We start from the raw sequence: 21,627 nt of genomic DNA on the forward strand, positions 1-21,627 counted from the left end.
ATTTTAATTTTGAACTACTCCACCTTAACTACCTTAAATCAACATTTGAAGATGGATATTCCTATTTGATAGTGCTTTTGCACTAATCTAAATCCTTTTTTAATATATTTCTACCATTTACATTAACTTTTAATATTTACAGTTTAATTATACCCATTTTAATAAATTTCAAATATTATAATCTTACATACTTTATATACATTATCTAAGCACTTCTTAGATAGTGTATACATTTTATATATTGGCTATGTTAGCTAACTTCGTGATTAATTATATCTAAAATAGGCTATAATTTAGATATAAACTATATTTCAATTAATTTGCAGGAAGGATACCTAATATTATGCCAAAAATAGATATAAAAGCTATGATAAAAGATTTAAAAAAGAATGAACTTACAGAGTTAATTTCAGTAGCACAAGAAGTATTAAGTACTTTATTTAATTCTTCTGAAATTAGAGATAATGTTAAAGAAAGTAGATTTTCCAAGGGATACGAATGTCCAAAATGTCAATGTAAGGATGTAAATAAAAACGGTAAATCTAACGGAAGACAAAGATATATCTGTAAACGTTGTCGCACAAGTTTTGATGAGTTTACTATGTCTCCATTCTCTAATACAAAATTAGGCTTAGATAAATGGCTAAAATACTGTGAATTAATGATATTAGGACTTTCTATAAGAAAATGTGCTGAAGAAGTCGGTGTAGGTGTTAAAACGTCTTTCTACATGCGTCATAGGATACTTGATGTAATCAATCTATCATTAAAAAATGATAAAGTTGAAGGTATAGTTGAAGTTGACGAATGCTTTATTAAAGAGTCTTTTAAAGGAAATCATTCTAAAAGTACTACATTTGTAATGCCTAGAAACCCTAGAAAAAGAGGTAAAGGTAAAAATGATAAGAAGAAAAGAGGAATATCAAAAGAGCAGATTTGTATAGAGACAGCAATTGATAGAAAAGGAAATATCATTATGGGTGCAGTTTGTAATGGTAGAATTACAACAAATCAAATAGTTGACTTCTTTGACAATAAAATATGTGAAGAGGCTACTTTTTGTGTAGATTCACATAAATCATATGTAGGAATAAAAGACAAGTTGAACATAGAATTAAAGCAAGTTCCTAGAGGAAAATCAATGATAGATAGTGTTTACCATTTACAGCATATAAATGCTCTTCATAGTAGCTTTAAGAGATGATTAATGCCTTTTAATGGTGTATCTACAAAATATATAAACAATTTATTTGGCTTGGTTTAAATTTCTCCAACTAAGTAAGAAGAATAAAAAGGGTGACCGAATTAAAGATATGCTAGTGAATGTAGCTACTAAAGATACATATGTAACTAGAGCCACTATTAGAAATAGATTCATTGAGTTAACCTAAAATAAGGAACTTTACTTCAAATCAATGAAACCATTTTGTAATTGGAAAATAATTGAATATTTTGTATAATATAATCAAGTTCGCAATTGTTATATAATGCGAAGTGAACTTTATTTAATTAAATTATAGGGGATATCAATATGAAGAAAATATATTTAGCAATAATTAGTATGGCATTATTAATGCTTATAGGTTGTACATCTGTAGAAGGTACAGATTTGAATAGTATCAAAATAGATAATATATCATTAGGACAATCTATCTATACGTTGGATTTATCGAAATATGAAGCAAAAGATGAGATTGACAATGAATATAATTATGAGTTTAAAGAGTTGCAAATTAAAACAAATACCAATAATTATGTAGATAAAATATGGTTAAATATTTTAGAGTATAATCTTTTATCAATAGGTAAAGAAAATAAATTTAAAGATATTGACCAAATTACAGATATATTAGGAACTAATTATAAAGAATACTGGTATGATAAAGAGCAAGGACTAAAATCTCATAAGTATGTAGATAATGAAAATAACATCAAAGTAAACTTTGTGTATGACGGTACATATAACGGTACACCTAATAATCAACAAAGGCAACTTGTATGGGTAATACTAGAAAGTATATAAAATAGAAAAATTAGTGTAGAAATTCACAATATTAATATATTACGAACAATTTATAGTAAGTTATAGAAGTAACCACATCTTAGAATTCAATGTATTGAAAAGTCTAAGGTGTGGTTGTTTTTATGCCATATTTATCACGAAGAGGGCTAACATAGCCTATATATTATATCTCTCTTACAAATACAATAGGTATATGGAGACAAAAAAATAGAGATTAAAAATCATTATTTACTCATACCAAATCATACCAAAAACTATTTTTTGATTATTAAGTAAATTTTGATGTTCAATCTCTAATCTTATGTTTTTAATTAATCCATAATTAATAGTTCTAACTAGGACATTCTTCCTCAAGTGTAGGAATCACAACCATAGCTATATCATACTTAGAACCTTCAACATTGTGTTGTCTTTTATTTAAAATTTCATCTATCTTTGACTTCATAGTGTCACTAAGTTCAACTAATTCATCATGAGTAAGAGAAATATCATGATAATCAACTATATTTTCATTTTCTAAAACATCTTCCTCTGCTGCCTTATAAAAAACTTCACTCATATTTTCAAATTTTGATATGTACAATTCTTCTTTTTCTTCCCCATTGTCTAAAGAAAAATTAAGTATCCTATTCCCTATAACCACATTTTTTGCACTTGGATAATAGTATTTTTCCACAATCCCCGACTTTATCTTTTCCTCAACTAATTCTAAAATACCAACTTTGTATAACATTTTTATATGGTAGTTTATTTTTGCATGAGGTTCTTCCAATAATTGAGATAATTGTTTTGCTGACAATGGCGATTTGTCAAATGCTTTTAGAATATCTATTCTACGTGGATGAGCAATAGCCTTTATGCACTCCAAATCTCGTAATACCAATACCTCTTTCATTGACCCCTCCTAAAAAATTTATTTAATTCATACTTCTTTACAATTTAATTATATATTAAATTATATGTTGTTGTCAAAAAAATCCTTTCTTAAAATTTTAAAAAATATTTAATTTGAGCTTATTTGACAACTCCTCTAAAACCTTAACTCCTGCGACGCTGTTTCCTTTTTTGTCAAGTGCAGGTCCATAAACACCAATACCCATACGCCCTGGCACAGAAGCCATTATACCACCTCCAACTCCAGATTTTGCAGGAATTCCAACTTTAATAGCAAATTCCCCAGAAGCATCATACATTCCACAAGTCATCATAAATGTTTTGACAATTCTAGAAACCATTTCACTCATTAAATGCTCACCATTTTCTATATCCACGCCATAATTAGCAAGATTTACGCCAATTCTAGCCAAATCTACAGAATCTATTTCAATTGAGCATTGTTTAAAATAAAGGTCTAAAACATCTTCTACATTACCTCTGATAAATCCATCACTTTTCAATAAGTAAGCCATTGCTTTGTTTCTATCACCAGTCATTTTTTCAGACTTATAGACATCATAATTTATTCCTATATTATCATTCTTTGCTAATTTTCTAAAAAAGCTAAGCATTCTTTCTTCTTTTTCTTCCAAACAGCTCCCATTTATAAGAGAAGTAGTTACTATAGCCCCTGCATTTATCATTGGATTACAGGGTTTTTTTGTGTCATTAATTTCAAGTTTCATTATCGAATTAAATGGGTCTCCACTTGGCTCCATTCCAACGTTTGAAAAAACGTCTTCCCAATCATTGTCCATAAGTGCCATAGCAAGCACAATAGGTTTTGAAATACTTTGTATAGTAAACTTTGTGCTACAGTTTCCAGCACTATAAAGATTATTTTCGCTATCTATGATACAAATTCCTAAATCATTTCTTCTAGCGTTTTTTAATTCTGGTATGTAACTAGCGACTTGTCCATAATTAGTATACTTCTTATTAGAACTTATAATTTCTTTTAATAATGTCTCATCTAACGTATTCATAGGCACCTCTTATATTATGTTATATATTCTATTTTAGCACAGATTTATAGTATAATAAAACAGTGTTAAAAAAAATTATACTTTAAAACTATTTTCTACAAGAATCAATTCATTTTTCAAACAATTTAAATAGTTTAATAATTTAGTAACTTTTACTCTTTTAAAGAGTAATCACATAAGTTAACAAAAATATTAAATAGAAAAGTAAAATTTAAAATAAAAAGCTTGGTTCATACAAAAGTATAAAACAAGCCTTTTTATATATCAACTCAAACTTTAAAATCTGTATTAATTTAATTCTCCAATTAATACTTAATATACTTCACATATGCTAATCACACTACTTGCTATGCTATTTAATCTTTGTAAAATAACCTATCACACATATATTAATCAACTATTTTACTTCCTCCAATAAATTCCCTAAGAATTGAAATACCTGGTATATCAGAAGTATCATCTAATTCAACAAAATACTGTAAAAACTTTAGCAATCTAGTCGCTTCAATGTGAGCAGGATTATCCTCTTTTATCTCTTCCAACAAAGGTTTCGCAAATCGTTTTAAAACTGCCAATTCATATACACAAGCAGAGTTAAATATAGCATCTGCCTCTTCTTGGTATGGGAATATATTCTTCTTTTCTCCTCTTCTAACTGATGCCCATTGTAAGATAGTATTATCAGCACTATATCCTCTAAAATTATAGTCTCTAACAATTCTTCTTATCATTCTCAAATCAGCAGTAGGAATTCTATTATGGTCATCTAAATTTATTTGAGTAAGGGCGCTTATGTATATCTTGAATTTATCTTCATCTGGTATAGATGATGTTAAAATAGGATTTAGCCCATGTATACCTTCTAATATAATTGGTTGATTTGAGTCTATCTTTATTTTTTTGCCAGTATATTCTCTCTTACCTTCTTTGAAATTGAATCTTATAGCATCAATTTCTTCACCTGCTAAAAGTCTCTTTAAGTCTAAATTAAATTTATCTAAATCTATAGCATAAATTGATTCAAAATCATAATTTCCATATTCATCTAAAGGAGTATGCTTTCTATCTATAAAATAGTCATCTAAAGAAATCGAAATAGGACTTAAATTATTCACTCTAAGATGTATTGATAATCTGTGAGCAAAACTCGTTTTTCCAGATGAAGATGGAGCTGCTATTAAAACTACTCTCTTATTGTTGTCTTTTATCATGTCTGCTATTTGAGATAATTTCTTTTCATGCAATGCTTCAAAAGTTCTTATTATATCTCCATACTCATTGTTTTCTATTATCTTGTTAAGAGATACTACCTTATCAATTCCCATAAGTCTTGACCATTCTTCTGCTTCATAATATACACTTGATAGCTTAGGTTGAGGTACAAATTTCATAGGAAGAGTCTTATCTTCTTCACTAGGACCTAAAATTATAACACCTCCATTGTAAAGCTTAATATCAAATGATTTTATATAACCAGTTGATGGTAACATATATCCATAAAAATGGTCTATATAGTTTCTACACTTATATACTTTAGTACTATCATACTCTTTGTATTTTAAAAGCTCTGCCTTTTCATACATTTCATTGTTTTCAAATATAGAAATGGCCTCGTTTCTTGTAACTTCAATCTTCTCTATAACATAATCGTTATTTACTATCTCTTTCATCTTGTTTTTTATATTTTCAACATCCACTTCTTCAAGTTTTCTATCTATATGAACCTCACAGTATAGCCCATCAGATAGTGAATGTTCTATTGTAACTCTGCTATTCCAGAATATCTCTCTACAAGCCATTACAAATACAAATGACATGACTCTAAAGTAAACTCTCTCTCCATCTTCGTTAGTAGTATCTAAAAAATTTATCTCACAATCCTTCTTCACTCTACAGTTTAGCTCTTTCAATTTATTGTCTACAACTGCAAGTGTTATATAACCCTTATGCTCATCACAGAATTCTTTTGCTATATCACCCAGTCTTATTCCAAGTGAATTTTCTTCCAATGAATATTCCTTATCTTTTCCGTCTATTTTTAAATTTATTTTTTTCACTTCAACATCTCTCCTTCCTTTTGATGAATATAAATTTTAATCAATGAGGCATATCAACAAGTTAAAGAGAGGTATTTAACCCTCTCCTACAATATGATTCAATTTACTTATAGTATCTTCAATGTCTTCGTAATTTATTTCTAATACTAAATATTCTGCATCTAATTTTAAGACCTCTTTAATCCCCTCTTCAGATAAAATTCCTTTTCCTATACCAATATGTGTATCATTGATACCATCATTATCACTTAAGTGTATCAGTCTTATTTTATCCTTTAAGTTCTTTACATAATCATCCTCATCAATTAAACAGTGTCCAGTATCGTAACAAAAACAAATCTTAGAATTTTTAATCCTCTTAAATATATATTCAAAATCGTAGAATATATTTCCAATATTTGAAAAATCTCCACCTTTTGAATAAGTATTCTCTATACATACATACGAATTTGTATTTAATTTATCTAAAAAATCCACACTATTTTCTAAATATTTGTCCCTATTCTTTTTAACTCTACTTGTCATAACATATCCCAAATGAAGGTTAAAATACCTTATATCAAACCCTTTAAGCTCAAATTCTATCTTCTCAATAAAATTTATCCATGAATCTCTTATATATTCTATGTTTTCGCAAGTATTTAACTCCATAGGAAAGTGTATCCCTACAGATAATCCTAGTTCAGAAATTACATCTTTATATTTACATAAATCTCCACATTCAGATATATTGTCAATTCCAATCTCTAAATGAGTTATTTGCTTTATACTTTTACAAATATTTAAAGCATCCTCAATATTAAATAATAAGGATGCTATACCAACTGCCATACACATCACCTACTCAAAAATACCTATATCTGTAAAAGGAAATACCCTTAAAATAACTTTTCCTTTAATATTTTCTTCGTCTACTAATCCCACTTCTTTATATCTACTGTCTAAACTTACTTCTCTATTGTCTCCCATCGCAAATACTTTTCCCTTAGGAATCACCATATCAATATCGCCTTCAGTATAATTATCATGTATATATGAAACTTCATTTAATAACTTGCCATTTATATAAACCTTAGAATCTTTAATCTTTAGATGGTCACCAGGTACGCCTATAACCCTTTTTACAAGCTCTTTTTTTCTTCCATTCTCTTGTAATAAGTCAGTCTTAAATATCATTATATCTCCACATTTTGGTTCTGATAATTTATATGTCATTCTGTTTGCTACCAAATAGTCGTGTGATTTAAGTGTTGGGTACATTGATTCTCCATTTACTAATGTTGGTTTTATAAAACGAGTTATAATAAATGCAAAAAAAAGTGCAGTAATAATTATTTTTATCCACTCTACAATCTCTTCTTTAATAGTTTCACTCATTCACAAATTCTCCTTTATAGTTATATTATCTTTATTGATAATGCTTCTTAAACATTATCTTTTAGATAAGTCTACTAAATAAGGTGTTGTCTTTTTATATAGACAACTATTGTGCATGGTCTGGTGATTTCAGTTAATCAGCGATTGCTCCAAATTTTATATGTTTAGTCAATAGTCCCTATCTTAGAAAATGGATACAATCTGACTAGAACTTTTCCTAAAACGGTATGCTCGTCGACCAATCCAACCTCATCGTATCTACTATCTAAACTTTTTTCTCTATTATCTCCCATAGCAAATAATTTTCCTTCTGGAACTACAATATCAATATCTCCATCAGTGAGATTATTATGTATATAGGAAACCTCATCTAACAATTTATCATTTACATATACCTTGGAGTCTTGTATTTTTACATGGTCACCAGGAACCCCGATAACTCTTTTTACTAAGTCTTTTTTCTTTCCATTTTCCTCTGTTAAGTCGGTTTTGAATACTATTATATCTTTGTATTTTGGCTCTCCTACTTTGTACGCAATTCTATTAACTATTAGGTAATCACGTTCAACTAGTGTAGGATACATTGATTCTCCTTTGACTATTGTTGGCACTATAAAACGAGTTATTAAAAATGCCAAAACAAGAGCTATGACAATCACTTTTATCCATTCTACAACTTCTTTTTTAACTGCTTCACCCACTAAAATCGTCTCCTCTGTGTTAAATAATAAGTCAAGCTATAGCAAAATAATCTACCATAAACTTACAATATAAATATTATACTTCTTTTTTCTACTAGTTTAAAATACTTTTCTAAGACCTTTAGGATAATGATTCTTAATTACACCAGCAGATTCTTTTCCCCAACCTAAAGGTATACCTTCAACCGAAACCAAAACCCATCCTCTACTCTCATTAGAATTTACAACATCCCCTTTTAAGTATTTAAGAATTGATTCACTCTGTACACTGAAGTTTTCAACATTTTTTACATCTTCAACTTTTAAATAATGAGATAGTGCATGAGAAGGCTCAAATCTATTCTTCTTTAAAACCCCTAAATGCAAACCGTATCTCAATACTTTTAGTTTTTTCGTATCTGGATATATTTCAGGAAGTAGGTACAAATTTTCTCCTCTTAAATAAAATTTATTTTTTTTATTACTATAAAAATCAACCTTTAAAAATTTCTTTTCAAACTCCCTATAATCCTTTATTTCTTTATCTAAATTTTTTATTTTTAATTCTTTGACATTGCACTCTTCTTCTTCTGATTTTTTTATTTTAGCAACAAAATGTCCTTCTCCCTTTATCTTATGAGGCCATAATCTTTCCATCTCAATAAGTTCTGCATATGGATATTCACTAATAAATTCATTTATAACATGCTCATTTTCTTCTCTTGAAAAAGTACAAGTTGAGTAAATTAAAATACCATCCTTCTTTAACATTTTATATCCATCTCTTATAATTTCTTTTTGAATGGATTGACATTCTACTACCTTTGCATAACTCCAATCTGATATGGCAACCTCGTCCTTTCTAAACATACCTTGCCCAGAACAAGGTGCATCTATAATTACCTTATCAAAATACCCATTAAACGTCTTTCTTAAGCTATTAGAATCAGTATTTGTTATAATACAATTTCTCGCTCCAAATCGCTCTAGGTTTTCCCCTAAAGCCTTAATTCTACTAGCATTAATTTCATTAGAAACCAATAGACCTGTGTCATTTAGTTTAGAGAGTATATATGTAGATTTTCCACCAGGAGCAGCACACATGTCGAGAACTTTTTCACCCTCTTTAATATCTGCCTTTGGTATTACACTCATGGCAGAAGGCTCTTGCAAATAGTATGCTCCAGCCTCATGCAGTGGATTTCTACCAGGTCTATCAATTTTATCATCATAATAAAAACCCTCTTCTGCCCATGGTATTTGACTCAACTCAAATAAATCTAAATCGAATAGTTTTTTCTTATCAATTTTTAGTGTATTTATTCTAAGACCAGTAGTCTTATCTTCTTCATAACTTTTTATAAAATCATCGTATTCATCTTGTAGTATCTCTTTAACATCTTCTAAAAACTCTTTTGGTAACTTTGTCAAATCTATAATCCCCCTTCAATCTGCTTCGCTTGTTTGTCATTTATTATTTTTAATTGTTTATGCCTTTCTCTAAAGTTTTATTTCTTTTTCTTAAGATTACCGAAAAATACTTTTTTAGAGTGATTCATATATTTCTCAAGTTTATCAAGATTTATCTTCCACAAAATTATTACATAAACTATAAGTAATATAATAGCCCATCTATATTCTATCATCAATATGAAATCAAAAACTCCATGTAATAAAATTGGAAGTAGCACAGCCATAAATAAATACTCACGTCTTTTATTTTTGTTTTTTTCAAATTTATACTTAGAAATATAGTAACCCATAGTAATTGCAAACATTACATGAGCTGGTATAGAGATAACTGCTCTATTAATACCAACTTGCAGTGCTAGATTTCTACTCTCAGAAAAAATATAAACTATATTTTCAATTGTTGCAAATCCCAAAGCTAAAAATACAGAGTAAATAATCCCATCTAGCTTTTCAGTAAAATGTTTTTCTTTGATTAGTGCAGGAATTAGTATCAGAGCTTTTACACCTTCTTCTACAAGTCCTGCAACTACAAATGATACATAGATTAATTCTGAATATCCATCAAATACATTAACCTTTATCAGTAAATTTTCTAAAAGTATAATTATAACACTTAGAAAAGCACCTATTAAAAAAAATTTAATTAAATGAATTAGAGGTTCTCTACAATATCTATCTTTAGACCTTATCCAAAACATACCTATCAATATAGGAACTATTGATAATAAAAATAAATCCAGCTTCATAGATTATTTTCCTTTCAAAATTTTAATTCATTTCTGATTTATATCATCTACTTATTTTTAGCTTATTTTGTTTTAAATACACCCTAAAATATACATTAAATTATTTTAAATTACTTAAATACAAATATACTAAAATACTTAAAAAAATTTAAATTTATATCTATATTATTTAACAAATCTCAAGCTATATTCATATCTTGAAATATAAGGGAACTAAATTCATTTAAAGAAAGGGTGATTTGATGCAAGATGGTTTCTTAACAGTAAGCATAATCGACGCTACTAACAATAGACCCATTCAAAATGCAGTAGTAAATATATATTCAATGTCTAATGGTAGCCAAAGCTCTTCAACTTTATACCAAAACCTAAGAAGTAATGAATCTGGTCAAGTGACTGGGTTAGTATTACCAGCACCAGATGTAGATTACTCTCTACAGCCATCTGATGTTAGACCTTACAGCCAGTATATAGTAGAAGCCATAGCAGATGGATATGAAACAGTTGTCATAGAAGGAACACAATTGTTAGCTACAATTGAAGCAAGACAGGGAGTTCCCATGTCTCCTAGAACAAGAAGTAAGCGTTCTTTCTCAAGACAAAGCGAGTTGATTTTTGACATAGGAGAACATACTTTATATGGTACTTATCCTCCTAAGATTCCAGAAAGTAACTTAAAACCATTACCACCTCCTACTGGTTTCGTTGTATTAGATAACCCTGTAGTGCCTGAATTTATAGTAGTTCATGATGGTTTACCAGAAGATTCATCAGCTCCAAACTATTGGATTCCATTCAAAGAGTACATTAAAAATATAGCATCATCTGAAATATATTCAACTTGGCCTGAGCAGACAATCTATGCAAATGTAATAGCTATAATATCATTTACTTTAAATAGAGTCTTCACTGAATGGTATAGAAATAAAGGATATAATTTTACAATAACCTCAACAACAGCATACGACCATAAATTTATAAATAATAGAAACTTATTTGAACCAATTAACGTAGTTGTAGATGCTATATTCAATACATTTATAAAAAGACCTCCTACATCAAGACAGCCACTATTAGCACAATACTGTGATGGACAGAAATCTCAATGTCCTGACCAAATGACTCAATGGGGTAGTAAAGACTTAGGTGACCAAGGATACGATTATGAAAGTATACTAAGATATTTCTATGGAGATGAAATAATATTTGAAAGAGCACCTATAGTAAGTGGTGTACCAGTATCATTCCCTGGTACTACACTACAGGTTGGTTCTTCTGGACAATATGTTAGAACTATACAAAATCAGTTAAATGCTATATCTAACTCTTATCCAGCTGTACCAAAAGTGAGAGAAGATGGTATATATGGAACAGATACAGAAAATGCTGTTAGGATATTCCAAGGAATCTTTGGTTTACCTCAAAGCGGAGTAGTAGATTTTAAAACATGGTATGAAATATCTAGAGTTTATGTAGCTACAACTAGAATAGCTTCTTTAAATCCTTTAATTTAAGGTTTGATTTAAGCTATAAACTCAGATTATTGACTAAAATTATTTATTTAAAATAAAAATGGCTGTTATGAACTAATATACTATAAGTATTTTTACTTATAAGTATTGTAGTCTTAACAGCCATTTTTATAGTTATAACTTATTGTTTTAGAACCTTAAAACTTTAAATGGGGGATTTTAAGCTTCTTAAAAACAGTGCTTAGCAATTTAGATTTCTTTAAAATATTATCTTTATTTTTAGGTCTAATAAAATGCTACTTTAATGAAGAGGTTACTTTTCATTTAAAACACTATTTCTTATTTAAAATATCACTTCTTATTTAAAATATCACTTCTTATTTAAAATATTACTCCTTATTTAAAGCACTGCTTCTTATTTAAAATATAAATAATATTATTTTAAAAGATTATTCCTAGCTTAGATGATACTTCTTTCTTCATCAATAAACTTAAATTGCAACTTTAGATTTATTAGCTAAAGCTAAGATTAGACCTAAAGCTATAGATGCAAATGCAGAAGCAATTACTCTATATTCAGCAGGGAACAAGAATACAATTGTATGACACGGTATCCAGAAAAATGGTATAGTTTTTAAAACACTAAAACCAAGGTAGGCATTCCAGTCCACAATATTTACTACATCTTTAAGTGTTACCTTAATCCCCTTTTCAACTTCATATTTTTTATCTATAAAACAGTCCATAACCTTATGCATTATTTCCAGCATTTTTCATAGTTGCAAGTGCTCTCCCCCCCTTATAAATAATAATAAAATTACTCCACAAATTTAAAATCATATTATTACCTTATGTATTAAGCAATTGCTATGCCAAGAAGTTTAAAATTTTTTAAACCAATCTTAAAAATACTAAATTGATAATTTTCTTTAACTTTTAATGAGTCTAATAGATAACATTTAATTTTCGTTAGAATTTTCAGAATATTAACATTATTATTTTGAATAAAAAAAATAATGTTAACATTTCTTAACATACATTAAAAAATGTTAACATTATAAATTGGGTTTAATACTTTTTACTTTGACTCGATTTACTTTTATTTTACGTATTTTTAACTTAGACTGTATCTTTTTTATTACTTATTTGAGTCTTATTGATTTTACTCTCACTCAATATGTTTAATCACATTTGTCTAAATTTTTTAATACTCTTCTTACTTCATTTTAACAAGCTTAAGTGTTGTTTTGGTAGTATAGTTGATAATTATTTAAATAATCATCAACTACATGTTTGTATCATCACAGTAGCCAAATGTATTTAATCATGCTTACTTAGGATTTTAAGATATCTTAGAGATTGTATTTAGCACTAGTCAATTGCTGCATAATTATAAGCAATTGAAAGTTGAGACCCATCTTCATTTTCTATAGTAATGGGCTTCATAATTTTTAATCCTTCAGTTTTTATCTTTTCTAATTCTTGTTCCATTTTCTTAATTGTTTCTTCAAGGTCTTTTTGACTTACATCTTTAACTGCGTTAGGGTCTTTAGCATAGTCTTTTAATTCTTGAATATGTTTAGCATATTCTTCATAAGTATAATGCTCAACTCCATACTTTTCTAATTCAGCAGGGTCAGTTATTCCTGATTTTATTAGAGATTTAAGTTCAGGTAAAGCAATATTAGATGAATCATTTCCACTTGCAAATACTGCTCCTGTTCCTCCTAATACTATAGCAGATGCCATCATTGTGCTTATAAGGGATTTTCTTATTTTCATAATCACTCTTCCTTTCTTAGAGATTTATTTGGGTAGTGTAGTTGATAGTGACTATTGCAATAGTTATTAACTACATCTTTAGACTATCACAATAGTCACACCTGTGTCAAGCATTTTATAAAATTTTATAATAAAAAATACTATCTCAAAATAAACTTAATTATTTTGAGATAGTATTTTAATTCTAAATCCTTTGTTTTACTAAGATTTATAGTTACTTTATAGAAGTTTTATACTGCACTTTATTAACTGACAACAAATTCCCTTTTCTTAAAATGACTAAACTACCCTCATCATAACCACTTTTCTGAATTGAATATTCTGTTGAATCAGCATAAGATATATCTTTATCATCACTAAATTTACTTAATTCATTTACAGATATTTCTTCTTCACTCTTAGAGTTACTTGGTTTATTTATATATGTTTCTTCATAATAACCTTCAGATTCACTTGCTTTTTTTACAGATATTTTTGCTGTGGTAAAAGAAACATCTCCATCACTTTTAGATTTACCAAAAGAAATATTTGAATCTACTTTTGGAGAATATAAATCAGTTGATTTACTATCTAATGAAAATTTATTTTTACTACTTTGCTCATTTTTTGTTAAATCAAAAGATTCGACTTCATTAATCTCTTTATTTCCTGTTGCAAAAACAAGACTCGTCCCACAAATCAATACAGTTGAAACTAAAAAAGTAACATAAGTTGACTTTTTAAATTTCATAATATTGACTATTCTCTCTTCTATCTTTGTCTTTCCAAATCCATTGTAAATTGGCATTGAAAATGGGTTATTCTCTTCTGCCAGACTTATCAGTGTAGTTGCATAATCAGCTCTATATTCTTCACCAACTATATTCATAACCTTTTCATCACAACTAAATTCTATATCTTTATTTACTAAAAAAAACATCACCCAAACTAAGGGATTAAACCAGTGAATAACAAGAGCTACAAGCATGAACAACTTCAACATATTATCAAAGCTGTTAATATGAACCATTTCATGAGTCAAAACGAAGTTTAAAGTTTGATTGTTGGCATAGTCCATTTGCTTTGGCAAAATAATTCGTGGTTTTAAAATACCAGAGGTAAGTGGCGTCCTAGTAAATTCAGATATACAAACAATAAATCTTCTAAAGCACCTATTCTCACATATCCATTTCTTAATAAAATCATGATTTTTTATATGTATTGAAGTTTTAAAAAGATTAATTATTTTAATATATTTAGAGCATAAAAATATACTAAATATAAGAGTAACTATAAAAGACAAAATGCCCAACATTTCCAAAATCATAATATTTTCAATACTAGACATTATTTCAAACTTGTCAGAATTGTTTTTACCTATAGAGTCACTAGCTTTCTTAAGAGTATAATCTTCAGCTGATGTACTACTCAATTCTACATCAAAAGTCGATTCAATTATACTATAAATACTAAAACCAGAATTTAAACTTACTGGTACTAGAAGTTTGAATAAGACAATCAACCATAATAATACAAATACCTTTTTAGGTAATTTTTTAAATAAACATGCTCTTATAAAAATAACAATTAAAAGTAATACTCCAGAAGTAAAACTCATTTCTAACAATTTAATGAACATAAATCTTACCTCACTTTAATTTTTCGACAATCTGTTTAAGTTTTGTAATATCATCACTTGAAAGATTTTCTTTATTAATAAAAGCTGAAAGAAATTTTTCTGAAGACCCTCCAAACATTTTATTAATTAAAGTTTCTGTTTCCTGCTTTTGTACTTCTTCTTTGCTTATTAAAGCTTTACAAACAAAATTTGGCTCAATTCTCTCTATTGCACCTTTTGACACTAATTTTTTTATAACTGTATACGTAGTATTTCTATTCCATCCTGTTTCTTCTTTTAAAATTTTTACTAACTCTCCAGCCTTACTTTCTCCTCTCTCCCATAGAACCTCCATTACTTTAAGTTCTGAATCAAATAATTTTATCTCCATATAAAATCGCTCCTCAAATATAGTTATCACAATAGTCATTACTATAATCAAAAACTATCACAGTAGTCTATACTGTGTCAACCATTTATTTTTTTATGACAAAAACTGCCTTTAAAAAAAATTCTTATAAAAGACAGTTTCGTCAATGTTATACTTTAATGTTTAATTAAATTTATGTTTAATTAAATTTATATTTTATTAATATTTAATTAAAACTATATTTTATTTAAATGTAAAACTATCTTAATACATAGAGTAAGATTTTTCTCTATCCAATAATACATCCTCTACATCTGGATTTTCTTTTAATAATTGTCTATAGAAATTACAGTTAGTAACTCCTACATATGGAATTAGCCATAACAGACCTATTCCCAAAGTAAATATTGACAGTATATACCATCCTATAAAACTAAGGTTTAGCACAAATAATTTAAGTACATTTCCCTTCATCATATCTAAACTAGCACCTATTGCTTTAAATACGCCCATATTATCCTTATCTTCACAAATTAAGAAAGTAGCTTGAGAAACATATAATAACAATATATAAACTGGTAACATAAGAACAAGTATTATAAGAACTAGAGTTATTCCAGTAGAAATAATAGTTCCTATTCCAATAACTATCACTTGATAGATATTCAATTGCTCCACTAGTAAATAAAACTCCAAATGATAAAAATGCTCCTATAATTGTGATTATGAAAGAATAAATATAAACAGCAATTGATTCTAACACATAAAACCCAAAACTTCTTAAATAAATTCTTCCATTTACAAAGATATCTCCTATTTTGACCTTTTCATCTTTAGTAATTTTCAAGAACATACATGTAAATCCTGCTGCAAAGCAAAAAGCTATTACAGCTACTATAATAGTAGTCAAAGGTTCAAAAGGCAATCCTACGATTGATATTACTACTATAAGTGCAATATATACTGCCATAGCAATTGCACATGTACCCCAGTTTCCAGACAATTGAGCTTTAGATGCTCTTTTTAATTCTTGCCTTGATACAATAAAAAACACCCCTTTCATTTTATAAAAAAACTTTTTAAAATATAAATAAACTTTTAACGTATAGTAATAATATTAATATATCATATTTTCGACTATATAACACACAATTATTCACCATGTTTTATCATGATATATCATAATTATATTCCTAGTTTTATATATTCAATGTTACCAAATATATCAAATAAATCTGATTGATTATACAATAAATAATAAAATAAACTATGTTAATTGTACTTTATTTAGTAAACAAATTATTTAGTAAGATAAATTATTTATTATTTAATAGGATAAATTATTTACTATTTAGCAAGATAAATTATTTATAAAATAAATCACTTATAAAATATAATTTATATTTTAAAAATAAAATAAACTATCTTCCAAACATTTTATTATATGCTTAAAAGATAGTTTTTGTGTCTTTAAAATAAATTAAATTGTATATATTCCTTCACATAATTTCTGTATATTACTAGGTGGTTGCCATTTACCATCTTTTTTAGTATATGTAATCATAGTTGTAACTTCCTTAGTTGGTTTCTTATTGTAAAGGTCTATAATCATTTTTGCCATATCATCTTGAACTTCTTTTTCTTTTTTATTATAGTTCTTTTCATCAGTTACATAAGATTTTACTAAATTATTTGCTTCATCCATTACTTTGCTAGTATCTAAAGCTTTACTTACAACTTTTAAAGTTATCTTATCCTTACTAGAAGATTCTACTGTTACTGTCTTTTCAACACCTTGAATTAATTTAACAATCGTGTCATATATCTTTTCAGCATTTTCTTTACCATAAAGAGGTGTCAATTGAGTAATCATTGAAACTTTATCCTTGTTGTTATAAGTTTGAATCTGTCTGTATTCAACTTCTGTTAATGCGTCAGAAATCCCCTTTTCGTCATATTTATACATTTCCAGTGCAGCTAAATTAGCCTCAAAATTTGACTTTACTTTCTCTTCTGCATTAGAACACCCTATAGTTAGAACTAAAACTAGAGCCATAATCGAAGATAATATTAACTTTTTTACCACTTTCATAAAAATATCCTCCCTCAACTAAGATAATAAAAAAATTTATTTATCAACATTATAGCATAATTTTGTCTAATTATAGACTTAATTTTGAAAAATTTACCACTTCCAGTCTATTCCAACTCCTTTTTCTTTTGCTTTATCATATATTCTTTTTGCTGTTACGACATCTTGTACACCTATTCCGACAGTTTTAAACACAATTATCTCATCATCATTTTCTCTTCCAGGAATAGTTCCATTTATAACATTTCCTAAGTCACCACTAAAATCATCTTTACTTATCTTACCTTCTTTTAATGGAATTAATATATCTCCTGACTCAGATAAAACTGCATCTGTTGATTCAAAAAATATCTTAGATGCTCTAGTTAAACAATTTGGACACAACTCTTGCATGTCTGGCATATATGAACCTACTGCACTTACTAAAGCTCCTTTTTTTACTAAGTTTCCATTAAGTACTGGTTGTTTTGATGGAGTAGCTAAAACTATTACATCTGCATTATCTATAGCTTCATCAGATGATTCAACTGCAAATATTTTAGTATTATATTTACTTAATTTTAAATTCATTTCTTCTGCAAATTTTTCTCTACTTTCCTTGTTCCTACTAAAAACTCTTACTTCATCCAAATCTCTAGCTTCTATCATAGCTTCAAGTTGTGGCTCACCTTGTCCTCCTAGACCTATTAAAGCTCCAATCTTAGAATCTTTTTTAGCCAATACATCTATAGCTGCTCCAGATGCTGCTCCAGTACGAATTTGAGTTACATAAGTACCATCCAATACTGCACTTACTTCTCCAGTTTCACCATCTAATAGTAGTACTGTTGCTGGAATTACTGGCTTACCTTTTTGAGCATTTTTAGGAAATACAGATACAATTTTTATTCCCCCACATCCCAATTCTTCTACATATCCTGGCATAAATAACATACTAGCATCTTGACTTGGAACTGGTATATTGGTTCTCAAGGGATTTACACTCTTTCCTTCACAATAAATTCTAAAAGCTTCCTTATCAGCTTCAATTGCATCTCTCATTGTAAATACTTTTTCTATGTCGTCTTTTTTTAAAAGTAGCATTTTTATACCCCCAATTTTAATAAGTCTCTATGTTAAATATTATAGCATAACATTTAATTTAAACTTCTATTTCAAATTAAATAAATCTACATACTCTGGTTTTAGCATAGAGCTTATTAGTTTTTTATCTATTGAAAATTCTGGGATTCCTGCTGCATATGGAGTTATATCATATAAATCAAAATATATAACTAGATTCTCATCTTGCAAATAAAAGTTTTGATTTTCTTTTATACCTTTAAAATTGTATATTCCGATATTTTCTTCATCCTTTTTTTCAAGTTCAGCTATTTGTCTTTTAATTTCTTCATCTATAACTTCTTTATATTTAGTATTATCTTTAAATAAGTCCATTAATTCTAAAAATTTTCCAGTTCTCATATCCACATTATATGCTATATCTTTATAAAATCCATGCGCTCCACCACTATAAGTATAATATCTTACTTTTATACTAAGGGCAGAGTCTATATTCTTTTTAAGCTCAAAATCCACATTTGCAACAAACTTATTTTCCTCATCAGGATTATCCTTAAGATACTGCTTTGCTTCTTTATATGATTTATTATAAAATTCAAATATATCATTTTTTATTTTATCATTTGTAGACCTTTCAACAATCTTATTTGAATTTGTTATTACAGGCATATTTATAGTACTTTCTAGATATTCATCATTTTTCACTATTGTTTTACTTCCTATTGTACTTACTGATAAAGTTTGTTTACTATTTGTAGTATCCTTTGGTAATGATTGATTACTCATAACACTCACTGCTTCTTTATTACTATTTAGATTAATTAAAGCATCTTTCCCTAAATTATTATATTTATAGTCATGTTTAATTGCCAAAACAACTATTATAGTCAAGGTTAAAACAAATACATATCTTAAAACTTTAACTTTCATATCGACTTTAAAAAATTTCATATTATTATTTTCCTCCTAAATATAAATCTCTCTTATTATATTTGGAGTTTCTAGGGGTTTTTATCCATATAATTTAATAAAAGATTAATTTTTATTTGTAAAAAATTAATCTTTTTGTTTTTAAATATTAATATGTCTTATCAAACAGTTTGAAATTTCATTAAGTGGTAACTGTAACACAACAGAACCCCTATCAAAAGCCACCATTGGCATTCCATATACTATACAGGAATTTTCGTCTTGTCCAATTGTAAATGAACCACTTTCTTTCATTTTTAAAAGTCCATTTGCTCCATCAGAACCCATACCTGTAAGTATTATTCCTATTGAATTTTTACCTGCTACTTCTGCAACTGAATCAAACAAAACATCTACTGATGGACAATGACCACTTATTTTTTCACCTTTTTCACAAGTTACATAATATCCTTCTTTATCTACACATAATTTCATCTGATAATCTCCAGGTGCAATTAGTACAGTTCCTTGTTCGACTCTGTCATTATTTTTAGCTTCTCTTACATTCATAATACACTGCTTGTCAAGCCGTTGTGCATACATATAAGTAAACATAGCTGGCATATGTTGAACTACAACAATCCCTGGTGTCGATTTTGGTAAGTCTTTTATAATTTCAAGTATTGCCTCTGTACCACCTACAGATGCACCTATAGCAATCACCATATTATTAAAATGTTCCACACTACCGCCTCCACAAAATCATATATCAAAACTACTCTTTTATTTTTTATAGATAGCAGGTTTTACATATTTATATTTAGTATTACTTCTGTTAATTATCTCTGCATGTCCTACAAACAAAAAGCTATCTTTTTTGGTTACATTATAAAATTTATTTATAAGTTCTTCCCTAGTTTTTAAATCAAAATAAATCATAACATTTCTACAAAAAATTAAATCAAAATGTTGATATGAAAAATCATTCATTAAATTAAATGGCTTGAAAATTACACTTTTTCTAATCTTATCACAAACTTTAAATGTTCCATCTTTGTTATCTATGAAATACTTCTTCTTCCATAGCTCAGGAACATTGTTAACATTTGATTCTGTGTATATACCTCTTTTAGCTTTTTCAAGTGAGTTCATTGAAATATCTGTAGCTATAATTTTAATATTCCACAAATCTCTATTAAAACCAAAATAATCATCTAAAGTCATAGCTATTGAATATGCTTCTTCTCCACTAGAACAGCCTGCACTCCATATATTCAAGTTTCTTAGTTTATTATTTTCTTCCCAAAAAGGAAGTATACTATTATGTATAAACTCAAAATGCTGAGGTTCTCTCATAAAAAATGTATGATTGGTACTCAATCTATTTACTAAGTTTATAGCTTCATTTCCTGTCTTATCTTTGAATAATAGATTCGTGTACTGACTAAAAGAGCTAAATTTTCTATCTATCATTGTATTGTATAAGCGCCCTTCAATTAATGCCCTTTTTTTACTTAAATCAATTCCATATTCTTTTTTTATATGGTTTACAAGAATTATAAATTCTTCATCAGTGAGCTTTATCATGCAAAAACTTCCTCCTACTAATTTGTCAAAACTAACTACATGCTATTAATCAAAAACTTTTGAATATCTAAAATTAGTATAGAATTATCTCCAATTTTTGCAATTTCTTTTATATCTTTATTAATATTTATGTTGCTAGAATCAGTTGTCTCTAATAAATTTAAATTATCTATAGGTATAACATCAACAACTTTATCTACAATAATTCCAACTTGATACTCATCAACCTCTGTAATTATTATACATGTTCTTTCGTTATAATCAGTTTCAGGAAGATTATATTTTATATGTATATTTATAACTGGTATTATTCTTCCTCGTAAATTAATAACTCCATTTATATACGCTGGAAGACATGGTACATATGTTATTGATTGAAATCTTATGGTCTCAATCACATTTTTTAATTCTATTCCATAAATAACATCATTAACATAAAATGTTAATACTTGTTTGATAATTTCATCTTTAGACATAC

Annotated in this window: 22 protein-coding genes and 1 pseudogene; 3 read left to right on the forward strand and 20 right to left on the reverse strand. The window is 27.8% G+C overall.

What is annotated here, in order from left to right:
* Positions 1 to 343: 343 nt before the first annotated feature.
* Both KGF42_RS05990 and KGF42_RS05995 read left to right on the forward strand, forming a co-directional pair.
* Positions 344 to 1,391: pseudogene (locus KGF42_RS05990) on the forward strand (IS1595 family transposase).
* 140 nt (positions 1,392 to 1,531) lie between these two features.
* A complete protein-coding gene (locus KGF42_RS05995) occupies positions 1,532 to 2,023 on the forward strand; it encodes a hypothetical protein (RefSeq protein ID WP_227820848.1) in 492 nt (163 codons plus the stop codon).
* 331 nt (positions 2,024 to 2,354) lie between these two features.
* Here KGF42_RS05995 and KGF42_RS06000 read toward each other — a convergent pair whose 3' ends face one another.
* The 8 genes from KGF42_RS06000 to KGF42_RS06035 form a co-directional block, all read right to left on the reverse strand.
* On the reverse strand, positions 2,355 to 2,918 hold the full coding sequence (locus tag KGF42_RS06000) for a winged helix-turn-helix domain-containing protein (protein ID WP_227820847.1): 564 nt from the start codon (positions 2,916 to 2,918) through the stop codon (positions 2,355 to 2,357).
* A gap of 97 nt (positions 2,919 to 3,015) precedes the next feature.
* Complete coding sequence (gene glsA / locus KGF42_RS06005) at positions 3,016 to 3,945, reverse strand: glutaminase A (RefSeq protein ID WP_054272506.1); 930 nt, start codon at positions 3,943 to 3,945, stop codon at positions 3,016 to 3,018.
* Positions 3,946 to 4,334: 389 nt separating this feature from the next.
* Positions 4,335 to 6,002 carry a nucleoside kinase gene (locus tag KGF42_RS06010; RefSeq protein ID WP_227825966.1) on the reverse strand — a complete coding sequence of 556 codons (1,668 nt, stop codon included), beginning with the start codon at positions 6,000 to 6,002 and terminating at the stop codon, positions 4,335 to 4,337.
* Between the two features lie 75 nt (positions 6,003 to 6,077).
* Positions 6,078 to 6,833, reverse strand: a complete 756-nt coding sequence (locus KGF42_RS06015; protein ID WP_227825967.1) for a sugar phosphate isomerase/epimerase family protein — start codon at positions 6,831 to 6,833, stop codon at positions 6,078 to 6,080.
* 9 nt (positions 6,834 to 6,842) lie between these two features.
* Positions 6,843 to 7,379 (reverse strand): signal peptidase I, encoded by a 537-nt coding sequence (gene lepB, locus KGF42_RS06020; protein ID WP_054272503.1) that lies wholly within the window; start codon positions 7,377 to 7,379, stop codon positions 6,843 to 6,845.
* A gap of 164 nt (positions 7,380 to 7,543) precedes the next feature.
* Positions 7,544 to 8,080: a signal peptidase I gene (gene lepB, locus KGF42_RS06025; RefSeq protein WP_227820844.1), complete on the reverse strand. Its 537-nt coding sequence runs from the start codon at positions 8,078 to 8,080 to the stop codon at positions 7,544 to 7,546.
* 99 nt (positions 8,081 to 8,179) lie between these two features.
* On the reverse strand, positions 8,180 to 9,490 hold the full coding sequence (locus tag KGF42_RS06030; RefSeq protein WP_227825968.1) for an RsmB/NOP family class I SAM-dependent RNA methyltransferase: 1,311 nt from the start codon (positions 9,488 to 9,490) through the stop codon (positions 8,180 to 8,182).
* 77 nt (positions 9,491 to 9,567) lie between these two features.
* Complete coding sequence (locus KGF42_RS06035) at positions 9,568 to 10,278, reverse strand: PrsW family intramembrane metalloprotease (protein ID WP_227820842.1); 711 nt, start codon at positions 10,276 to 10,278, stop codon at positions 9,568 to 9,570.
* 242 nt (positions 10,279 to 10,520) lie between these two features.
* On the opposite strand from KGF42_RS06035, the gene sleC reads away from it, so the two are divergent.
* On the forward strand, positions 10,521 to 11,792 hold the full coding sequence (gene sleC / locus KGF42_RS06040; protein ID WP_054272499.1) for a spore cortex-lytic germination protein SleC: 1,272 nt from the start codon (positions 10,521 to 10,523) through the stop codon (positions 11,790 to 11,792).
* Positions 11,793 to 12,241: 449 nt separating this feature from the next.
* On the opposite strand, the gene KGF42_RS06045 is transcribed toward sleC, so the two are convergent.
* The 12 genes from KGF42_RS06045 to KGF42_RS06100 all read right to left on the reverse strand — a co-directional run bounded on the left by KGF42_RS06045 (position 12,242) and on the right by KGF42_RS06100 (position 21,625).
* On the reverse strand, positions 12,242 to 12,520 hold the full coding sequence (locus KGF42_RS06045) for a hypothetical protein (protein ID WP_227825969.1): 279 nt from the start codon (positions 12,518 to 12,520) through the stop codon (positions 12,242 to 12,244).
* A 601-nt stretch (positions 12,521 to 13,121) separates the two neighbouring features.
* The gene (locus KGF42_RS06050) at positions 13,122 to 13,532 is read right to left on the reverse strand and encodes a hypothetical protein (RefSeq protein WP_227820840.1); all 411 of its coding nucleotides are present in this window, start codon (positions 13,530 to 13,532) and stop codon (positions 13,122 to 13,124) included.
* Positions 13,533 to 13,746: 214 nt separating this feature from the next.
* Entirely contained in the window at positions 13,747 to 15,150 is a 1,404-nt protein-coding gene (locus tag KGF42_RS06055) for a M56 family metallopeptidase (protein ID WP_227820839.1), read from the reverse strand.
* 10 nt (positions 15,151 to 15,160) lie between these two features.
* Entirely contained in the window at positions 15,161 to 15,520 is a 360-nt protein-coding gene (locus tag KGF42_RS06060; RefSeq protein WP_054272495.1) for a BlaI/MecI/CopY family transcriptional regulator, read from the reverse strand.
* 243 nt (positions 15,521 to 15,763) lie between these two features.
* Entirely contained in the window at positions 15,764 to 16,084 is a 321-nt protein-coding gene (locus tag KGF42_RS06065; protein WP_255650931.1) for a DUF975 family protein, read from the reverse strand.
* Positions 16,026 to 16,562: a hypothetical protein gene (locus tag KGF42_RS06070; RefSeq protein ID WP_227825974.1), complete on the reverse strand. Its 537-nt coding sequence runs from the start codon at positions 16,560 to 16,562 to the stop codon at positions 16,026 to 16,028. The genes KGF42_RS06065 and KGF42_RS06070 overlap by 59 nt, the downstream gene beginning before the upstream one ends.
* 417 nt (positions 16,563 to 16,979) lie before the next feature.
* Entirely contained in the window at positions 16,980 to 17,591 is a 612-nt protein-coding gene (locus tag KGF42_RS06075) for a hypothetical protein (protein WP_227820837.1), read from the reverse strand.
* 93 nt (positions 17,592 to 17,684) lie between these two features.
* Positions 17,685 to 18,674, reverse strand: coding sequence for an ornithine cyclodeaminase family protein (locus KGF42_RS06080; RefSeq protein ID WP_227820836.1), 990 nt, complete (start codon positions 18,672 to 18,674; stop codon positions 17,685 to 17,687).
* A gap of 66 nt (positions 18,675 to 18,740) precedes the next feature.
* Entirely contained in the window at positions 18,741 to 19,604 is an 864-nt protein-coding gene (locus KGF42_RS06085; protein ID WP_227820835.1) for a DUF3298 and DUF4163 domain-containing protein, read from the reverse strand.
* 120 nt (positions 19,605 to 19,724) lie between these two features.
* Positions 19,725 to 20,306 (reverse strand): CheB methylesterase domain-containing protein, encoded by a 582-nt coding sequence (locus tag KGF42_RS06090; RefSeq protein ID WP_107595955.1) that lies wholly within the window; start codon positions 20,304 to 20,306, stop codon positions 19,725 to 19,727.
* Positions 20,307 to 20,345: 39 nt separating this feature from the next.
* Entirely contained in the window at positions 20,346 to 21,149 is an 804-nt protein-coding gene (locus KGF42_RS06095; protein ID WP_227820834.1) for a CheR family methyltransferase, read from the reverse strand.
* Between the two features lie 35 nt (positions 21,150 to 21,184).
* Positions 21,185 to 21,625 carry a chemotaxis protein CheW gene (locus KGF42_RS06100; protein ID WP_227820833.1) on the reverse strand — a complete coding sequence of 147 codons (441 nt, stop codon included), beginning with the start codon at positions 21,623 to 21,625 and terminating at the stop codon, positions 21,185 to 21,187.
* Positions 21,626 to 21,627: the final 2 nt, after the last annotated feature.

This window comes from Clostridioides sp. ZZV15-6383, from assembly GCF_020657735.1.
Classification (GTDB): domain Bacteria; phylum Bacillota; class Clostridia; order Peptostreptococcales; family Peptostreptococcaceae; genus Clostridioides; species Clostridioides difficile_D.